We start from the raw sequence: 15,819 nt of genomic DNA, 5'->3' as shown, positions 1-15,819 counted from the left end.
CCATAATTTTCCTCCATTCATACAAATACAAAATTTAGAGTGTCCATAAATTTGGAACGATATGCAAATTTTTCCTGTTAGATGTATCGGATCAGTACAATTGAAAAGTTTACAATTTAGATACATCTCATGACCAATTTTGAAACATTGATTCAATATTATTAAGAAGTAAAGTGAGAGGAGGAATTTAAAATGAAGAAAAAATTATTAAAAGCTTTTGTATCAACTATGGCCTTATCTGGCGCATTATTAGTTTCAAATGGTGTAACAGCCGTGCCGACACATGCTAGTGCAGCGGTTTTAAATGCTCCGATTAGTGTATATGAAGTAACTGCAAGTGTATTAAACGTCAGAAGTGCTCCAAATACAAGTTCAAAAGTAGTAGACACTTTAAGAAAGAAAGATCAAATTGAGATTGTAAAATACTATAATGCTAGCTGGGCGCAAATTAAAACAACAACTACTAAAAATGGTATAGCTTATGTAAGTACCAAATACTTACAAAAAGTACCGACTACTGTTACAACAAAAGCTAATTTAAATTTACGAAGCGGTCCTAGTACAAAAAATAAAATTCTTACGGTAATTCCTAAAGGGGCAAAAGTCAGCTTCCTTGGCTATCAAACTGAAGGGAAAACTCAAATCGATTATAATTGGGCAATCGTTTCTTACAATGGTAAAAAAGGATTTGTGAGTACTAGTTATTTAAATATGAAGTAACGACAAATTGCTAGAACTAATAATAAAAGGAATTCCAGTGAAATACGATAAAAAAAAGATTACCTTAACTCTGAGTTAGTTGTTTCATTAACCTATTCCCCCAAAAAAGAAAGTGAGCAAAGCAAGCTCACTTTCTTTATTTTGACCTAAAAAGGAAGTACCTTATAAGCTAACTTATTAATAATCTCTTTATGTTCAGGGTATTTATTATGTAATTGCTCTTGAGTAAATAATTCAAAGTCCTTAAAATCAAATCCAGGTGAAACCATACAGCCTACTAATGAAAAAGTATTTTCTTCCATAACTGATGAACCGAAAATCGAATTTTTAGGTACTAAATATTGAGGAACTTCTCCATTTTCTAAATTAAGTCCTAATTTTATTTCTTCGTATTGACCATTCTCATGTATAACATGAACCGTTAATGAACTGCCTGCATGGAAATACCATAATTCATCAGACTTTAATCTGTGAAAATGAGAAATATCATGTGATTGTAGTAAAAAATAGATACTAGTGTAAAGCAATCTATGATCACCATAATTTACCGTTAATTCACGGTCCGATATTTGCTCTTTTGATTGATAGGTAGATTTGTAATATCCCCCTTCTGGATGTGCTACTAGTCCGAGTTTAGAAATCCAATATTCTGGATTATTGTTATACATTTAATCAATCCTTTCTATTACTACTCCCAATATATTACCTTAATTTTTGTTATTTCTATGAAAAATATGTTGTAAATTATCTCATTTTAAAAAGGCGAGTATTATAAATTAATTGATGGAACATTTTTAAAGAAAGTGCAGAATTTTCCCAATATACAATTTAATAAAAATAGATTACATTAAAATTATTAAATGAAAAAATATGGAGCGAAAAGTTCGATGTTTAAAAAAGGGATCTTATATTTAGTGGCAATTTTTACGATTTCGATTATTATTAACCAAACAATTTTGTCTAAAGATGAAAAACCGGAAGTTAAATTTGTGCTAGCAGATAAAACAATTCCTTATAAAATAGCAAATTATTCTTGGGGGAAATTATTAGATAAAGATAAATCAAAAAATGCTACATTTAAAAATATTAAAGAAGAAGTAGCTATTCCAGCTTTCGAAGGTGATCTTTTAAAGATTTATTTTTCGGAACAACCCGAAAATGTTGAAATATTGGAGTACACTGGGACAAAAAAATCATATATTTATGACCATAATTTAGATAATTACGGGAGTTACTCATTCCAACTTGGAGCTAAAAAAGGGGAAAGAATATATGAAGTTAAAGGTATTTGGAAGGGGAATAATTATTTTACTTATTTGATAAAAGTAAAGGTTATATAAAGATAAAGGCATTACTTCAAAAATTAGAAGTAATGTTTTTTTATTTCCACTAATTTTTAGTAACGATTAATTTCGAAAAAAAGTATAAATGAGGTATAATATTAAATGGTAAATGTTTGGCGAAAGTCAAATACATAGTAAATTAAACGTAGATTTAAAGTTGAAAGAGAGTGGAACAAGATGGGTCGTAAATGGAATAATATTAAAGAGAAGAAAGCTTCAAAAGATGCAAATACTAGTCGTATTTATGCAAAGTTTGGACGTGAAATATATGTAGCAGCGAAGCAAGGGGAGCCGGATCCAGAATCAAACCAAGCTTTAAAAGTTGTACTAGAGCGTGCGAAAACCTATAGTGTACCGAAACATATTGTTGATCGTGCGATTGAAAAAGCAAAAGGCGGTTCTGAAGAAAGCTTTGATGAACTTCGCTACGAAGGTTTCGGACCAAATGGATCAATGGTAATTGTTGATGCACTTACTAATAATGTAAACCGTACAGCTGCAGAGGTTCGTGCTGCATTTAGTAAAAACGGTGGTAACCTTGGTGTAACAGGTTCAGTATCATATATGTTCGATGCAACGGCTGTAATTGGACTTGAAGGTAAAACTTCTGATGAAGTTCTTGAAATCTTAATGGAAGCAGATGTTGATGTTCGCGATATTTTAGAAGAAGAAGACGCTGTTATTGTTTATGCTGATCAAGACCAATTCTATGCAATACAAGAAGCGTTTAAAAACGTAGGTATTACGGAGTTTACAGTAGCTGAATTAACAATGTTAGCGCAAAGTGACATCACTCTTCCAGAAGATGGTCTTGCAAAGTTCGAAAAAATGTTAGACGTTCTTGAAGATATAGAAGATGTTCAACGTGTTTACCACAATGTAGATTTAGGTGAATAGAAGTTTAGCAACAATAAATATAATGAATTAAGATAAACGCGTTCATATAGATGAATTAATTTTCATCTGTATGGAGGCGTTTTTTGTTACTTTAAATTAACCATTTTGTCCGGATTGCTCATAGAATTTTTATGATCCATAAGTGGAAAACAGGAAAATATGAATAGTACAGAGAATAGTATTGTTAGTTAATAATTGCTAAAGAATTTCGAATATTATATTCAATTTGAGGGGATCTATACATATGGATAAAATAATAAAAAACGGGTACAAAGCATTTAAGTACGCGGCTCTTAGAATTGGTGTATTTTTGTTAGTTTTAGCAACTCCAGTAGGTATTTTAATGAGCTTTAATGCTAATGCTGATGAGCGACAAGAACTAGAAATAAATTATTATGAACAATCGGTTGGGGAAAAAGGATTGAAGTTAGAAGAGCTACGAAGAAATGCAGTTATTCAAATTAAAAATAGCTCAACAGGCTTTGAAACCAAAGTTAGCTGTGATGCTGACTCAAACTCGGTATGTGAATAAAATTATACCTAGATTTGAGGTAATACATATTCTTGATTGTATTAATGGAGGAGAAAATTATGGAAGAGACGATTAAACAAAATAGCTTCACTCATAGGGAGCTTGCTGCTTCATGTTTTAATAAAGTGTGGGATCTACTTGAATTAGAAAATAGATCTCAAAGTGAAACAGAAGAAATGGTTCATTTATGTCATAGCTCTTTTTGGCATTGGACAAAAGTAGAGAGCCATACACCAAGAAATATATCAATTGGTTATTGGCAATTATCACGAGTATATGCTGTTATAGGGAAAGGTGAAACGGCTTTAGATTATGCAGAAAAATGTGTCAAGATTAGTTTAGAAGCAGAGGTAGAGCCGTTTTACATTGCATATGCATATGAGGCTTTATCAAGAGCTTATGCAAAACTAAATCAGACTCCAGAAAGCTTAGCTGCTAAAACTAAAGCGTATGAATATGTAAAAGATATAAAGTTTGAAGAAAGTAAAGATATGGTGCTGAAAGATTTAGATACAATTTAATCATTTATGTTATGTAATTAGGCTTATTGTTTTGGAAGGAAAGAAACTACAGATGACTTATAAAGGAGATCTCAAAGTCAGAGTACTTTTGAGACCTCCTTTTTTGTATAAAGTTTCTTTGCGAAAATGCATAGATTAAGGCAGGAAAAAAATTGAATACATAAAAAAACCACAAGGAAAATTTTTACCTAGTGGATTTTCTTCATTTTCACGGTCTTTATTGAGAACGTATTTTTATTTAGATAACTTTTAAATCATAAATACTTGAAATGATCCATTTATTTTTTATTTTAACAAGATCCATTGTTACATTACATATATTTCTACCGTTTTTATATTTTCCTTCAGGCTTTATCCCGTCAACAAATGCTATTTCGTATTTTATACTTACCGTAGTATTATGATCTTTCTTATTTAAATGAATGACAGATAAATTATCACCGATGAATTTTGCATCAATTACGTTAGACATTATCTTAGTAAAGTAGTAAGAGTGATTGCTGATTTTTAATGAATCTACTACAAGAGAGTTATAAATCTCAACATCATTCCACTTTAAAGCTGTAATGTAGTTTCTTACAGAATTTTGAACATTTTGTTCAATTATTAATTCTGTAGACGCTTCATCGTCCAATCTCTTCTGTTTTTCTTTTTCAATAGATAGTTTTAATGTTAATATAATAATGATGGTTATTCCAAAAATTACCAAATATAATGTGAGTGGTTTTTTTGTCATATGGGACCTCTACGAATATAAATTAATTTGGAAGATTACTAGCTTAAATTTATTAAAGTTCTTGGTGGCTTGAAAACTAAAAACTATATTTAAATTATTTATAGAAATAAAAATAGCTTTAATCAAAAAAATCGCAAGATGTAATGATTACATCTTGCTTTAAAACTGGTTATTAAATGGGGGTGCATTTAAAAAATACTAATGAAGTTATTAGCCGTTAGTATCGTTTAATTGCTTGTACTAAAATCATACCATTCTGTTTGACTTTTTTGTATTGGGAAAATTTTTTGAATATAATTTGTCTGAAAAAAATCGAAAAAGTATATTAATGTTTCGGAAAATCTAATAAAATTTAATTATTAAGAGAAAATTAAAAATATTAATATAAGAAATTAATAGTTTCTAGTCATATAAATATCTATTTTAAATAAAGGCGAACAGGAGATTTTATTATGGATTATGGCATGATGATCTTTCATCATCGAAAAAAATTAGGATGGACCCAGGAGAAATTATGCGAAGGAATATGCTCTGTTTCGCATTTAAGTAAAATTGAAAACGGTACAAAAGAGGCTGGTATAGAAACGATTGAATTGCTTTTAAAAAAGATGAGAGTTGAAATAGATGAAAGTGATAGTATAGATGAAGTGACTGGTCAACTTAAACGATTATGGAATTCAATAGAACGAGCTGACTATGATTCTAGTAAAATACTGTTTGAAGAACTGATAGGTAAAGAGGAAAGTATAAATTATACTAATATATCAAATGATTTTTGTATTACAATTTGGAGATATTATATTTTTATAGAAGATCTCAAAATGGCAAAGAAAAAATGGAAACAACTTGAGGCAAAAAAGAAGAAATTTTCCCAATATGAAACGATAAAATATTTGTTTACACTATCAATATATTACATAAAAGAAAAAAGATATAATGACTCTCTTCTAGTAATGGATGAAGTACAAGAAATTACGCCAAACCTCGAGATCGATTTCCAGGAATATTGCTTCTATAGAGCTTTAGTATATAGCTTTATTAATCAGACTTCCTTATCTATGTATTTTTGCAATAAAGCAATTCCTATTTTTCTACAAAATAATAATATTAAACGGATCCTTGATGCAAAAATGTTACTTTCACTTCAATTAATTAAGAGCAAGTTTTTAGATCGAGCCGAGCAATTTCTAATTGAAATACTAGATTCTTCTGTTATATTAAGTGATAAAACAATACATATGAGTGCTTTACATAATTTAGGCTATTTATACTATCATTCTCATCAACATAAAAAAGCAATAAAGTATTATCAAGACTATTTATCTAATATACAGGAGGATACTGAAGAGTATTTTTTAGTCATTTCAAATATAGCGAATAATATGATGATCATGAATGATTACGAGACGGCTACTAAGTTGTTATGTAAGAATCTCTCCAAAATAAAGGATAAAAATAGTGCATCTTATATTCGAATGAAGGTTTTATTACTAGAGGCAAAAAAGGACGAAGCAAATTTAGTTACATATTTACGTGAAGTTGGCTTGCCATTATGGGTTCAAACCAATGATCATGAAAAATTAATCAAATACTATGATGTTGTTACAGATTACTATGAAAAACACGAATCGTTAGAAAAACAAAACATGTTATATAAAGAATACAATAGTACTCTATTAAAAATTATCGAAAGTAGGAAATAACATGATGAAAAGACTATCCAACATTATAACAATATTGTGTTTGTTCACTGTACTATCTATTAATTACGGTCCTAAATTAGTTTCTGATGGTTCGGAGACCTCAATTGTTTCAGATAATTCAGGAACACAACTTTATTCGGATGGTATTGTTCAAAGCGAGTCTACAGATGAAGGGTGTAAACCATATGATCGATCAAATCGTTCTTATGCAGATGAGCCAATTCATCCTAAGGTAGAAAAATTATTATTTATTAGAACTAAATAAATCCATTAATAAGTATCATACATTTTGTGTGGTACTTTTTTAATTAGGAGGTAGGTAAATGTCTTTTGAACAATGTTATAAAATAAATAAACGAATGAAGGGTTTTAATAAAGGATGGTATATAGCTGGTGGATGGGCAATTGACCTTTTCTTAGAAAAACAAACGAGAAATCACCATGATATTGAAATCGCCATTGCGCGTAAGGATCAACTATATCTTAAAGAATATTTACATAATTGGATGTTTAATAAAGTCATTAAAGGAGAATTATCAACCTGGGAGAATGAATATTTAGAACTTCCTATTCATGAAATACATGGCAAACATGATAAGACGAAAGATGAATTAGAAGTATTATTAAATGAAATCGAGTTAAATGATTGGAAGTTTAGAAGAGATGAAACAATTACTTGTAAGCTTGACTCATTTTATCGTGTTACAAATGAAGGGATTCCTTATTTGAATCCAGAAATAGTGCTTTTATATAAGGTTAAAAATACAAGAGAAAAGGATCATCAGGACTTTAAAAACGTGAAAGATTATTTAAACCTTTCACAAAAAGCATGGTTACGTGATGCTATCTTGATCCATCAATCTAATCATGAATGGCTTGAAGATTTAATCTAAAAAAGTTGTAGGAGTGAGTATAGTTGGAAGTATTGATTAGACCAGTAGAAATAAATGATGCTAAGGCACTTCATCGTATATGCACCCAGGAAAATGTTTTTCCATATATGATATTTCTACCTAGTATGCGAGTAGACGTGATGGAAAATAGAATTAGAAACTTACAAGCAAACGAATTTGAATATGTCGCAGAATGTAATGGAGATGTAGTAGGGTTAGTTGGTTTAGTGCAAAGGACAGGTCGCAGGTCTCATGTAGGAGATTTATTTATCGCAACTGATGGAAATCATCATAATAAAGGAATTGGAAAAGCTTTGCTTACGAAAGTATTAGATTTAGCAGATCATTGGTTAATGATAGAGAGAGTAGAGCTAGGAGTATTGGAGACAAATCCTAAGGCACAAGCGTTATATGAAAAGTTTGGGTTTAAAGTTGAAGGAGTGAAAAGAGGGAATATAAAAGCTAATGGCCGCTTTGTTGATGAAATTATGATGTGTCGATTTAGGCCAGATGGTCCGATTCAATAATAATTGTTGTAATTGCAAAACATCAGGTTTCGAGTTGGAAAGTTAAACAGACTTGAAAAAAACGTATGATATGAGCAAGTTTATTAAATGAGTAAAGTAAAAATGAAAAATATTTGTAGAAAAAAATCGGACCGGGCAGTGATTACCCGGTCTTTTTTACTTTTAAGTAGTTTAGTATATTCTATTAACCTCATTAGCAGCCCGTATCCCAGACTCAATAGCACCTTGAATCCAAGCGTGAGAACGAGAAGTATGCTCACCTGCAAAGTGCAATCTGCCTTCAGGAGAAGAAATATAAGAATTCAGTTCTTCCTCTTGCCCCGGTTCAAAAAATGTAAAGGCACCAACAGAAAATGGATTTTGACTCCAGCTAAAGGATGTTCCAGTTACAAATTCAGAATAAACTTGGTTCCCCCAAATTTTAGACAAGTCCCGTAAAGCATATTGAATACGTTCTTCTTCAGTTAAGGCACTTAATGTTAGCGCCTCATCTGCCCACGTATAGCTTGCATTGACAACAGCTGGACCTGAGGTGCCAATTCCAGTACTAGGATAGAGTGAAAGTCTGGTAGGTAAATCGGTTGTAGACATACCACCGAATTGACCATATTTTTCCCAAAATCTACTTTTAAACTCAATTCCAATTTTTGTTGCAGACAGGTAGTTTATTTCGCGAATTGCTTTTCGCTTGTAATAAGAAATCGAATGGAATGGTTCAATTTCCACAAATCTTAATAGTGAAAATGGTATAGCTATGATGGCAAGATCTGCGTTCTTAATGTATTGGTTTGAGGTTTTATTGTCAGATATTTGGATTGTTAGGGAATTACCATTTTGAATAATTTTAGTCAGTTTCTGATTTAATAGTATATTATCCTTTAATTGAGGAAGAAACGCTTTTGGTAATAGATCCATTCCTCCTGTTATTTCATAAAATTTCGTTGCTGATTTAAAAACGACCTGTTCCCTTAATACTTCTAAAAAGGACATTCCCATAAATGCTTCAAAATCAAGGAGCACCCCAATCATATCAACAGCGCCAACTGAAAAGTATGAATTTAAAAAAGAACCAAATGAAATATTACCGTACCTTTTTTCGACTATCTCCCAATTAGTTAATGGATTTTGATTAATAAAATTGATAAATGGCTGCAATGCTTGATCCATTAACACATCTGAAGTTTTTCCTTTTTCGTTTGGTGCTACTGGATAATTTAATATGTCGGGATTGCTTTTATAGTTAGCTTGATTCGTTTTTATTCCATTTGCATAAATGATATCGTTTGGTGTTTCATTAATAAATTCATTTACTGGTAAATTGAATTTTCTAATATACTCTAAAGTTAAATGATGGACATTTGGGATTCGTAATGGACCAGCATTTAAATATAACCCATCACTAAACGGTGCACGCAAAGTATAAGCACGACCTCCAATTCGAGCATTTGCCTCAATAATTGTGACATGGTGTCCTGCATCCTTTAATAATGAAGCTGCCGTCAAACCAGCCATTCCAGCGCCTACGATCATTACTTTTTTTGAGGATTCAGTTTTTCTAAGGCCGTTTTGAATGATTGAAATCATTTGATCAGTTGTTAGTGGAGAACTTGTCATATATTCTCCTCCTTTACAATTCCTTCATAACATTTTATTCGCATTCAAGAAAACGTATGTAAATTGATTTGAATATGAAGGAATAGCTAGTTTCAGTTGGAATTATTCATCTTTTTATAAACAATTAAAGGAGAATGCTGTCAAAAAATCTAATAATTATTAATGGATATCTCGTACTTTAGTTACTTTCATACTTTGGTCGTAGACGGATTGATACTGCAGGATGTTATCTAGATTTTTTAATTTCCATAAAATGTGATTATTAGAAGTTTTTAATTGGAGGTTAAAAAATGAAAAAAATTATTATGTCTGCTTTATTAATCATTACCTCGGTATTCGTACTTACTAGTTGTGCTATTTTTAACAATGAAAAGGTAAAAGAAGAAACTGTTTCTATTCATAAAGATCAAGCTAAAAAATTGGATGTTAGTTTAGATCTAGGTGCTGGAGTCATGAACGTTTCAAAAGGTACAAAAAATTGGGTAGACGGAACAATTGAATATAACAATAAATATTTGAATCCAGATGTATCATATAAGCTTAAAGATTCCTCGGGAGAAGTAAGAATTAACCAATCTAAAAAGCATTTTTCAAAAGTGAAAATTGGTAAATTAAAGAATGAATGGAATTTGAAGCTCTCAAATAAACTTCCGATTGATTTAGATGTTAATACTGGCGCATCAAAAACAAATCTTGATTTACGTGGACTGAATTTAAACGAATTAGAGATAGAAGCTGGTGTCGGAGAGCTTAATGTTAATTTAGGTGGAAGCTGGCATAAAAGCTTCGAAGCAAATATTGAAACAGGGGTTGGGAAAACGACCATCGTGTTACCTTCTGATGTGGGGGTAAAGATCAATTTAAGTAAGGGGATTGGAAAGGCAAATGTAGCCGATTTAATTTCGAAAGGAAATGGTGTTTATGTTAATGAAGCGTACGAAAACGCTGATGTTAAATTAACAATAAATATGGATTTAGGTGTAGGAGAGGTAAACTTTAAATTAGATTAATATAAAATCAAATTGAAAGTAATAGAAAAATAGTTTCATAAAAATTTTTATCTCTAAGGAGGGATTTAATGCTAAAAGATGCAGTTGAATCAGTTATCGATTGTATGGCATCAGGTAAGGGGATGTCTGATATACAAAGAATTCAAACAGAACATCGTTTTAAATTAGTTGAGTTTTGGAATATAGAAAAAGGAAGTAAAGTATTAGAAATAGGCTGTGGCCAAGGCGATACGACTGCCGTTTTAGCATATATTGTCGGGGAAAATGGATTAGTTCATGGAATCGATATTGGCCCACGAACATACGGAAGTCCAATTTCATTAGGAGATTCAGCAGACTTCCTATTACAATCGCATTTAGGTAAACAATTAAAGATGGATTTTGAAATTGACATATTATCACCAACTGTTGATTTCCATGAAAATGAGTTTGATTATATTGTTATGTCTCACTGTTCGTGGTACTTAAAATCACATGAAGAATTTATTGATGTCTTAAAAAAGATTAAAAAATTGGGCAAAAAATTATGCTTTGCCGAATGGGATACAAGAATTAGCTCAATTGAGCAATACCCACATTTATTATCTATTTTAATTCAAGCTCAGTATGAGTCATTAAAACAAAATAGTGAATCAAACATTCGCACCCTTTTTACGCCAAATGATATTAAAAATATATGTGAAGTTTCAGGATGGAACGTAAAAAATGAAACATCTATATTCTCGCCAAAATTACATGATGCTAGATGGGAGATTAATAAGACTTTGGGAGATATCGATATTGAACTCAATAATATTGAGAATATGCCTAGTAAATTAAATGGACTAATTCGATCAGAAGTAAAAATGCTAGAAGAGTCTATTACTTCTAATGAAATCAAACCTTTATCGATATTTGCATTTTTAGCGGAATAAAACTTCAAAATCTAAAATGAAAAAGCATCTATATTCTAGATGCTTTTTTTACTATTGAGGATGATAATTTCTTTGATAAATATATTGATAACTTGGGTAGTAATGCGGATACAAATAGATTGCTGCAACTGAAGAAAGTGGTACAGTGACCTTTTTATAGACTCGGTATCTAGGGCGAAAAGTTTCGCCTCCACTTTGTCTTACTTCAAAATAACGCGATTCGGGTGCGGCGAGTTCCTCTGGGACGAGTAAGTCTGCGCTACTCGAATTGTTATCTAATAAAACCCCTTCTAATAAAGCTCTCTCAGAAGTTTGAAATACTACATGGCATAGTTTATATTTATTACATTTATCTTGCATATTTCGAATATGGTAACTTTCCATGGAATCCCTCCAATTTGTACTCATTACTAATTGTATGATTTCAGATAAAGGACTAGAATATTGTCCAAACTAATTAATGATAAGAACAAAGAAGTGAACCACTCCCACCGCTTAGGTAACGCTTGAAGTGGGGGCTTCTCGATTACGTGACGAAAGCAACCTTTCATCTCCACGAGCGTTACTTCCCACAGTTCCAGCGGTAGATGTCCAACGAATGGAGGTTCTTTCGTTACCTTAGTTATTTTACGAGTGGAAGGGTGACGGGCTTGGTTTTCGCACTATGTCTTATTTGTCCACTCAACCTTATATAACTACTTATTAAAGAACAATTCATAGGAAAAGTATAGCATCCTGATTATGTTAAAAAAGAACAAGATGTTTCCAAGTTGTAAATTTTTTGCATTTATAGTAAAAACGTTTAGTAATTCAGTACCGAGCCATCTATAATTTTTCCTAAGGAAAATATTAATAAGCCAAAAAATAAAGTTTAAGTAAATAAAAATAAAAACATAAATAATGAATTTAGGTGAGGTAATTGCAAGGAAAAGTATTAATTGTAGATGATGAAAAAAGTATTGTAGATCCATTAACTTACGCATTTCGTAGAGAAGGATTTATCGTAGAAAACGCATTTAATGGAAAAGAAGCATTAGATAAGATTCCAAGTTTTAATCCAGATATTTTAATATCGGATATTATGATGCCTGTAATGAACGGTTTGGATCTATGTAAACAAATAGGAAATAAAGAAGGACTTGGCATTATTTTACTTACAGCTAAGGATGATATTATTGATCGAGTTTTAGGGTTAGAGTTTGGAGCAGACGATTATATAACAAAACCGTTTGATATTAGGGAATTACTTGCTAGAACTAGATCTTTACTTCGAAGATTAAAAAAACAATCAACAACTGAAGAAAAAAAGAGCATTTCAATTAACAAGCTACAAGTAATCCCTGCTCAGAGAAAAGTGACAGTTGATGGAACAAATATAGAATTAACCCCTAAAGAGTTCGACCTTCTTGTTTTATTAATTTCAAATATGGATCGAATTTTTAGCAGAGATGAATTATTAGATTTAGTGTGGGGAATGGAGTATATCGGTGGAACGAGAACTGTCGATATTCATATACAACGTTTACGTAAAAAGCTAGGTAATTCCTATCAACACTTGATTCAAACTGTTTTTGGAGTCGGATATAAGATATCTAGTGAAAATAAATGAAACTGAGTATTAAAGTTAAGTCGAGCTTATTTTTAGCCATGCTATTAATCGGAACTGTCATTGTATTAAGTATATTAGTCTTACAAGGTATTAAACAAAACCAGCAAAAACAAACTGAAGAAACACTTGCTAGGCAAAGTAAATTAGCAAATGTATATGTAAAGCAAGTTTATTTAAGTCAAACATCAGAAAACTCTCAAGATTTTTTCAAGCGATATGGTCGGGAAATTGCTAGACAGATTGGGATTATTAGTAGTCTTCATGTCACAATTTTTAATATGTCTGGAAAAGTTGTAGGAGATTCTCTTCCTTTAGAATCTACAAGAGATGTAGGAGATACCTTAAGTTATGCGTTAAAAGGTAAGATTGCATATCAGGAGAGCGGTGAAACTTTATCTTATTTTGCACCAATTTATAATGCTAATAATCAAATTGGAGTTGTTCAGTTCGATTATTCATTATTTAATAATCAGAAGTTTTATGATAATACAATTAAACTGTTTATTAAAATAGGTTTAGTCACTACTATTCTTAGTTTTATTATAGGATATTTCTTTTTTAATTCACTTGTTATGAGTATTTTAAAACTTAGAAAAGTAACGGAGGAAATTCAATTAGGAAACTATCCAGACCGTTCTATTTTAAGTCGAAAAGATGAATTGGGTTATTTAAGCCAAGCAATTTTCTACATGAGTAATGAAATTCAAAAAAATATAAAAGGCATTCAACAAGAAAAGGAAAATCTGCAATTAGCTGTTGAAAAGCTTAAAGTTTTAGAAAAACAACAAAAGCAGTTTATTGGCTCGATTACACATGAGTTTAAAACCCCACTGACTGTAATTAGAGCTTATATTGATTTATTAGACATGTATTCGGATGATCCAAAATTATTAGAAGAAGCAATTAGTAATATAGGGAAAGAATCACTTCGTCTTTACGATATGGTCGAAAAAATATTAAAGCTTGCAGAACTTGAGAAATATGACTTTGAAATTGTAAAAGAAAAAGTTGATGTATATTCCCTTTTAGAAGATATCTGTTTAAGAATGAAAGGGAAAATGACTAAGTTTGGTTTATCGATCCGTACAAATTTTGAACATGCAAAGATTCTTATTGATAAAGAAAGCTTTACATTAATCATTATGAATTTATTAGATAACGCTATTAAATATAATAAAACAAATGGTGAGATAAACGTTTCGAATAGGATTGAAAATAACAGTTTAGTTATTAATATATCAGATACGGGTATCGGTATTTCGTCGGAATTAGTAGATAAAATATTTGAACCATTTTTTACCGTAAATAAAGATCGCTCTCGTCAATCTGGAGGATCGGGTTTAGGGCTTGCTTTAACAAAGGATTTAATTGAAAAGCAAAATGGTACGATTCATGTTGAATCGAAAGAAGGTAGCGGATCAAATTTCATCATTACATTTCCGTTAGCTAAGTAAAAGTTTACAAATTGGAAACATGATATGTTAATAATAGAAACATTCTAAACGTATCATAAAATTTGTAAGAATGTGGGAAGGTGATGTGATGTTTAAAAAGTACATAATTAAAGTATTTTTTCTAGTTAGTACAATACTATTAATATCTGGGTGTCAAAGTCAAAATGAAGATATAGTAATTGAAAAAAAACATAAAAAAATTACCGTATTAACAGGAAATGAAGAGGTTGTAACAAACGAGTTAGCCCTTGAGAAAATAGATCGTTTTGAGGGTATTCGTGGGACGGATTGGTTGGATGATCATACAATTTTAACTGAACAAAACAATACAAAATTACCAAAATCAGTAATGACAGATAATGGTGATTATACTTATCACATAAATTTATTCTCATATGATCTAAACACAAACAAATCAAAAGTATTAGCAAGCGAGGAGCATGATCAAGTAGGTGCCGTTATTTCACCTGATAAAAAGCATATTTTCTATAAACAAACAGAGGATGGAAATTCTGGTACAGGTTTTATTATAAATTCTGACGGAACTGGGAAGGTTAAAGTGTCAGAGCCGGATACCATTTATGCATTTGCGACAGAAGGACGTTGGATCGACAATCATACAATCATTTATTCAACAATCTTTCAGCAAATGTATTCGGCTGATCAAAATGGTCAAGTAAAAAAGATTGATGCTAACTCTGATAAAGTTAATTTAATAAGAAAAAAATACAACGAGCAAAAAGTTGAATGGGTTATTCCATCTCCAAATCAAAAGCAATTCGCTATTGTTAGAAAAATTGCAGCAACCAAAAGAGAGTTGTTTATTACCGATGACAATGGAAGAAAAACCGTATCTTTAGCTACTGGAACTCAAATTTTCGGTGCAGGTTGGTCGCCAAACTCCAAAACATTAGCTTTTTCCGTCATTTCGGAAGATAAGGGAGAAAGAGGATTATTCGTGATTGATGTCAAATCTAGAAAGATAACACAATTATCGACTGATTTAGACGAGATTGCTGGGCCAATTACTTGGAGTCCATCCGGTAAAAAAATATTGGTTTCTAAAGTGATGTTAAAAGATAATCTAAATGAATTTGTGGCATATGTATTAACGTTGAAAAATTAAGAAACGAAATAGTTTCTTCTATAGAAAGTGAGAGAAAAGCTCACTTTCTCTTTTTTCACTTTAAGAAAGTATAAATTGCCAGCGAGGAGTCTTTACTCGACGTGTTAACCAGTTTTAGGAATAAAGTGCAACTACGCCTCTGCCTTTGCTTAGGCTCGTCAGTCGACGAGTTTTCTTTATCAATATTTTGATCGATTTTATGTTAAATCTTTGTCTAAAT

At 31.1% G+C, this 15,819-nt stretch carries 18 protein-coding genes; 14 read left to right on the top strand and 4 right to left on the bottom strand.

What is annotated here, in order from left to right:
• Positions 1-192 precede the first annotated feature (192 nt).
• Complete coding sequence (locus COI44_RS10580) at positions 193-720, top strand: SH3 domain-containing protein (protein ID WP_286133922.1); 528 nt, start codon at positions 193-195, stop codon at positions 718-720.
• Between the two features lie 146 nt (positions 721-866).
• Here COI44_RS10580 and COI44_RS10575 read toward each other — a convergent pair whose 3' ends face one another.
• Positions 867-1,388 carry a cupin domain-containing protein gene (locus tag COI44_RS10575; RefSeq protein WP_098427888.1) on the bottom strand — a complete coding sequence of 174 codons (522 nt, stop codon included), beginning with the start codon at positions 1,386-1,388 and terminating at the stop codon, positions 867-869.
• A gap of 219 nt (positions 1,389-1,607) precedes the next feature.
• Here COI44_RS10575 and COI44_RS10570 point away from each other — a divergent pair, with 219 nt between their 5' ends.
• The 4 genes from COI44_RS10570 (at position 1,608) to COI44_RS10555 (ending at position 4,013) form a co-directional block, all read left to right on the top strand.
• Positions 1,608-2,060 (top strand): hypothetical protein, encoded by a 453-nt coding sequence (locus COI44_RS10570; RefSeq protein ID WP_098427887.1) that lies wholly within the window; start codon positions 1,608-1,610, stop codon positions 2,058-2,060.
• 180 nt (positions 2,061-2,240) lie between these two features.
• Positions 2,241-2,960 (top strand): YebC/PmpR family DNA-binding transcriptional regulator, encoded by a 720-nt coding sequence (locus COI44_RS10565; protein WP_098427886.1) that lies wholly within the window; start codon positions 2,241-2,243, stop codon positions 2,958-2,960.
• Between the two features lie 244 nt (positions 2,961-3,204).
• Positions 3,205-3,492 carry a hypothetical protein gene (locus COI44_RS10560; RefSeq protein WP_098427885.1) on the top strand — a complete coding sequence of 96 codons (288 nt, stop codon included), beginning with the start codon at positions 3,205-3,207 and terminating at the stop codon, positions 3,490-3,492.
• A 59-nt stretch (positions 3,493-3,551) separates the two neighbouring features.
• On the top strand, positions 3,552-4,013 hold the full coding sequence (locus tag COI44_RS10555; protein WP_098427884.1) for a hypothetical protein: 462 nt from the start codon (positions 3,552-3,554) through the stop codon (positions 4,011-4,013).
• A gap of 238 nt (positions 4,014-4,251) precedes the next feature.
• Here the strand turns inward: COI44_RS10555 and COI44_RS10550 are convergent, their stop codons facing one another.
• Positions 4,252-4,749: a hypothetical protein gene (locus tag COI44_RS10550; protein ID WP_098427883.1), complete on the bottom strand. Its 498-nt coding sequence runs from the start codon at positions 4,747-4,749 to the stop codon at positions 4,252-4,254.
• A gap of 452 nt (positions 4,750-5,201) precedes the next feature.
• Here COI44_RS10550 and COI44_RS10545 point away from each other — a divergent pair, with 452 nt between their 5' ends.
• Genes COI44_RS10545 through COI44_RS10530 form a run of 4 tightly spaced genes read left to right on the top strand, consistent with a single transcriptional unit; the run spans position 5,202 to position 7,872 of the window.
• Complete coding sequence (locus COI44_RS10545; RefSeq protein ID WP_098427882.1) at positions 5,202-6,452, top strand: helix-turn-helix domain-containing protein; 1,251 nt, start codon at positions 5,202-5,204, stop codon at positions 6,450-6,452.
• 1 nt (position 6,453) lies between these two features.
• Positions 6,454-6,717 carry a hypothetical protein gene (locus COI44_RS10540; protein WP_098427881.1) on the top strand — a complete coding sequence of 88 codons (264 nt, stop codon included), beginning with the start codon at positions 6,454-6,456 and terminating at the stop codon, positions 6,715-6,717.
• A gap of 58 nt (positions 6,718-6,775) precedes the next feature.
• A complete protein-coding gene (locus COI44_RS10535; protein ID WP_098427880.1) occupies positions 6,776-7,345 on the top strand; it encodes a nucleotidyltransferase domain-containing protein in 570 nt (189 codons plus the stop codon).
• A 23-nt stretch (positions 7,346-7,368) separates the two neighbouring features.
• Positions 7,369-7,872 (top strand): GNAT family N-acetyltransferase, encoded by a 504-nt coding sequence (locus COI44_RS10530; protein ID WP_098427879.1) that lies wholly within the window; start codon positions 7,369-7,371, stop codon positions 7,870-7,872.
• Between the two features lie 171 nt (positions 7,873-8,043).
• On the opposite strand, the gene COI44_RS10525 is transcribed toward COI44_RS10530, so the two are convergent.
• A complete protein-coding gene (locus COI44_RS10525) occupies positions 8,044-9,486 on the bottom strand; it encodes a flavin monoamine oxidase family protein (RefSeq protein ID WP_286163858.1) in 1,443 nt (480 codons plus the stop codon).
• Between the two features lie 290 nt (positions 9,487-9,776).
• Between COI44_RS10525 and COI44_RS10520 the strand changes: the two genes are divergently transcribed.
• Positions 9,777-10,496, top strand: a complete 720-nt coding sequence (locus tag COI44_RS10520; RefSeq protein ID WP_098427878.1) for a toast rack family protein — start codon at positions 9,777-9,779, stop codon at positions 10,494-10,496.
• Between the two features lie 68 nt (positions 10,497-10,564).
• Entirely contained in the window at positions 10,565-11,410 is an 846-nt protein-coding gene (locus COI44_RS10515) for a class I SAM-dependent methyltransferase (protein WP_098427877.1), read from the top strand.
• A 51-nt stretch (positions 11,411-11,461) separates the two neighbouring features.
• Here the strand turns inward: COI44_RS10515 and COI44_RS10510 are convergent, their stop codons facing one another.
• The gene (locus tag COI44_RS10510) at positions 11,462-11,794 is read right to left on the bottom strand and encodes a hypothetical protein (RefSeq protein ID WP_098427876.1); all 333 of its coding nucleotides are present in this window, start codon (positions 11,792-11,794) and stop codon (positions 11,462-11,464) included.
• 535 nt (positions 11,795-12,329) lie between these two features.
• Between COI44_RS10510 and COI44_RS10505 the strand changes: the two genes are divergently transcribed.
• From COI44_RS10505 to COI44_RS10495, 3 genes are all read left to right on the top strand, one after another.
• Positions 12,330-13,019, top strand: a complete 690-nt coding sequence (locus COI44_RS10505; protein ID WP_098427875.1) for a response regulator transcription factor — start codon at positions 12,330-12,332, stop codon at positions 13,017-13,019.
• Positions 13,016-14,473 (top strand): sensor histidine kinase, encoded by a 1,458-nt coding sequence (locus tag COI44_RS10500; protein ID WP_098427874.1) that lies wholly within the window; start codon positions 13,016-13,018, stop codon positions 14,471-14,473. The genes COI44_RS10505 and COI44_RS10500 overlap by 4 nt, the downstream gene beginning before the upstream one ends.
• Before the next feature lie 88 nt (positions 14,474-14,561).
• Positions 14,562-15,599 carry a hypothetical protein gene (locus COI44_RS10495; RefSeq protein WP_098427873.1) on the top strand — a complete coding sequence of 346 codons (1,038 nt, stop codon included), beginning with the start codon at positions 14,562-14,564 and terminating at the stop codon, positions 15,597-15,599.
• Positions 15,600-15,819 lie beyond the last annotated feature (220 nt).

This window comes from Bacillus sp. AFS088145 (assembly GCF_002564465.1).
Classification (GTDB): domain Bacteria; phylum Bacillota; class Bacilli; order Bacillales; family Bacillaceae_G; genus Gottfriedia.
This window is presented reverse-complemented; position numbering and strand designations above follow the sequence as displayed.

Bases quoted from the DNA above. Each gene is read 5' to 3' on its own strand.
- COI44_RS10580 (WP_286133922.1), top strand. From the start codon at position 193: ATGAAGAAAAAATTATTAAAAGCTTTTGTATCAACTATGGCCTTATCT.
- COI44_RS10575 (WP_098427888.1), bottom strand. From the start codon at position 1,388: ATGTATAACAATAATCCAGAATATTGGATTTCTAAACTCGGACTAGTA.
- COI44_RS10570 (WP_098427887.1), top strand. From the start codon at position 1,608: ATGTTTAAAAAAGGGATCTTATATTTAGTGGCAATTTTTACGATTTCG.
- COI44_RS10565 (WP_098427886.1), top strand. From the start codon at position 2,241: ATGGGTCGTAAATGGAATAATATTAAAGAGAAGAAAGCTTCAAAAGAT.
- COI44_RS10560 (WP_098427885.1), top strand. From the start codon at position 3,205: ATGGATAAAATAATAAAAAACGGGTACAAAGCATTTAAGTACGCGGCT.
- COI44_RS10555 (WP_098427884.1), top strand. From the start codon at position 3,552: ATGGAAGAGACGATTAAACAAAATAGCTTCACTCATAGGGAGCTTGCT.
- COI44_RS10550 (WP_098427883.1), bottom strand. From the start codon at position 4,749: ATGACAAAAAAACCACTCACATTATATTTGGTAATTTTTGGAATAACC.
- COI44_RS10545 (WP_098427882.1), top strand. From the start codon at position 5,202: ATGGATTATGGCATGATGATCTTTCATCATCGAAAAAAATTAGGATGG.
- COI44_RS10540 (WP_098427881.1), top strand. From the start codon at position 6,454: ATGATGAAAAGACTATCCAACATTATAACAATATTGTGTTTGTTCACT.
- COI44_RS10535 (WP_098427880.1), top strand. From the start codon at position 6,776: ATGTCTTTTGAACAATGTTATAAAATAAATAAACGAATGAAGGGTTTT.
- COI44_RS10525 (WP_286163858.1), bottom strand. From the start codon at position 9,486: ATGACAAGTTCTCCACTAACAACTGATCAAATGATTTCAATCATTCAA.
- COI44_RS10520 (WP_098427878.1), top strand. From the start codon at position 9,777: ATGAAAAAAATTATTATGTCTGCTTTATTAATCATTACCTCGGTATTC.
- COI44_RS10515 (WP_098427877.1), top strand. From the start codon at position 10,565: ATGCTAAAAGATGCAGTTGAATCAGTTATCGATTGTATGGCATCAGGT.
- COI44_RS10510 (WP_098427876.1), bottom strand. From the start codon at position 11,794: ATGGAAAGTTACCATATTCGAAATATGCAAGATAAATGTAATAAATAT.
- COI44_RS10500 (WP_098427874.1), top strand. From the start codon at position 13,016: ATGAAACTGAGTATTAAAGTTAAGTCGAGCTTATTTTTAGCCATGCTA.
- COI44_RS10495 (WP_098427873.1), top strand. From the start codon at position 14,562: ATGTTTAAAAAGTACATAATTAAAGTATTTTTTCTAGTTAGTACAATA.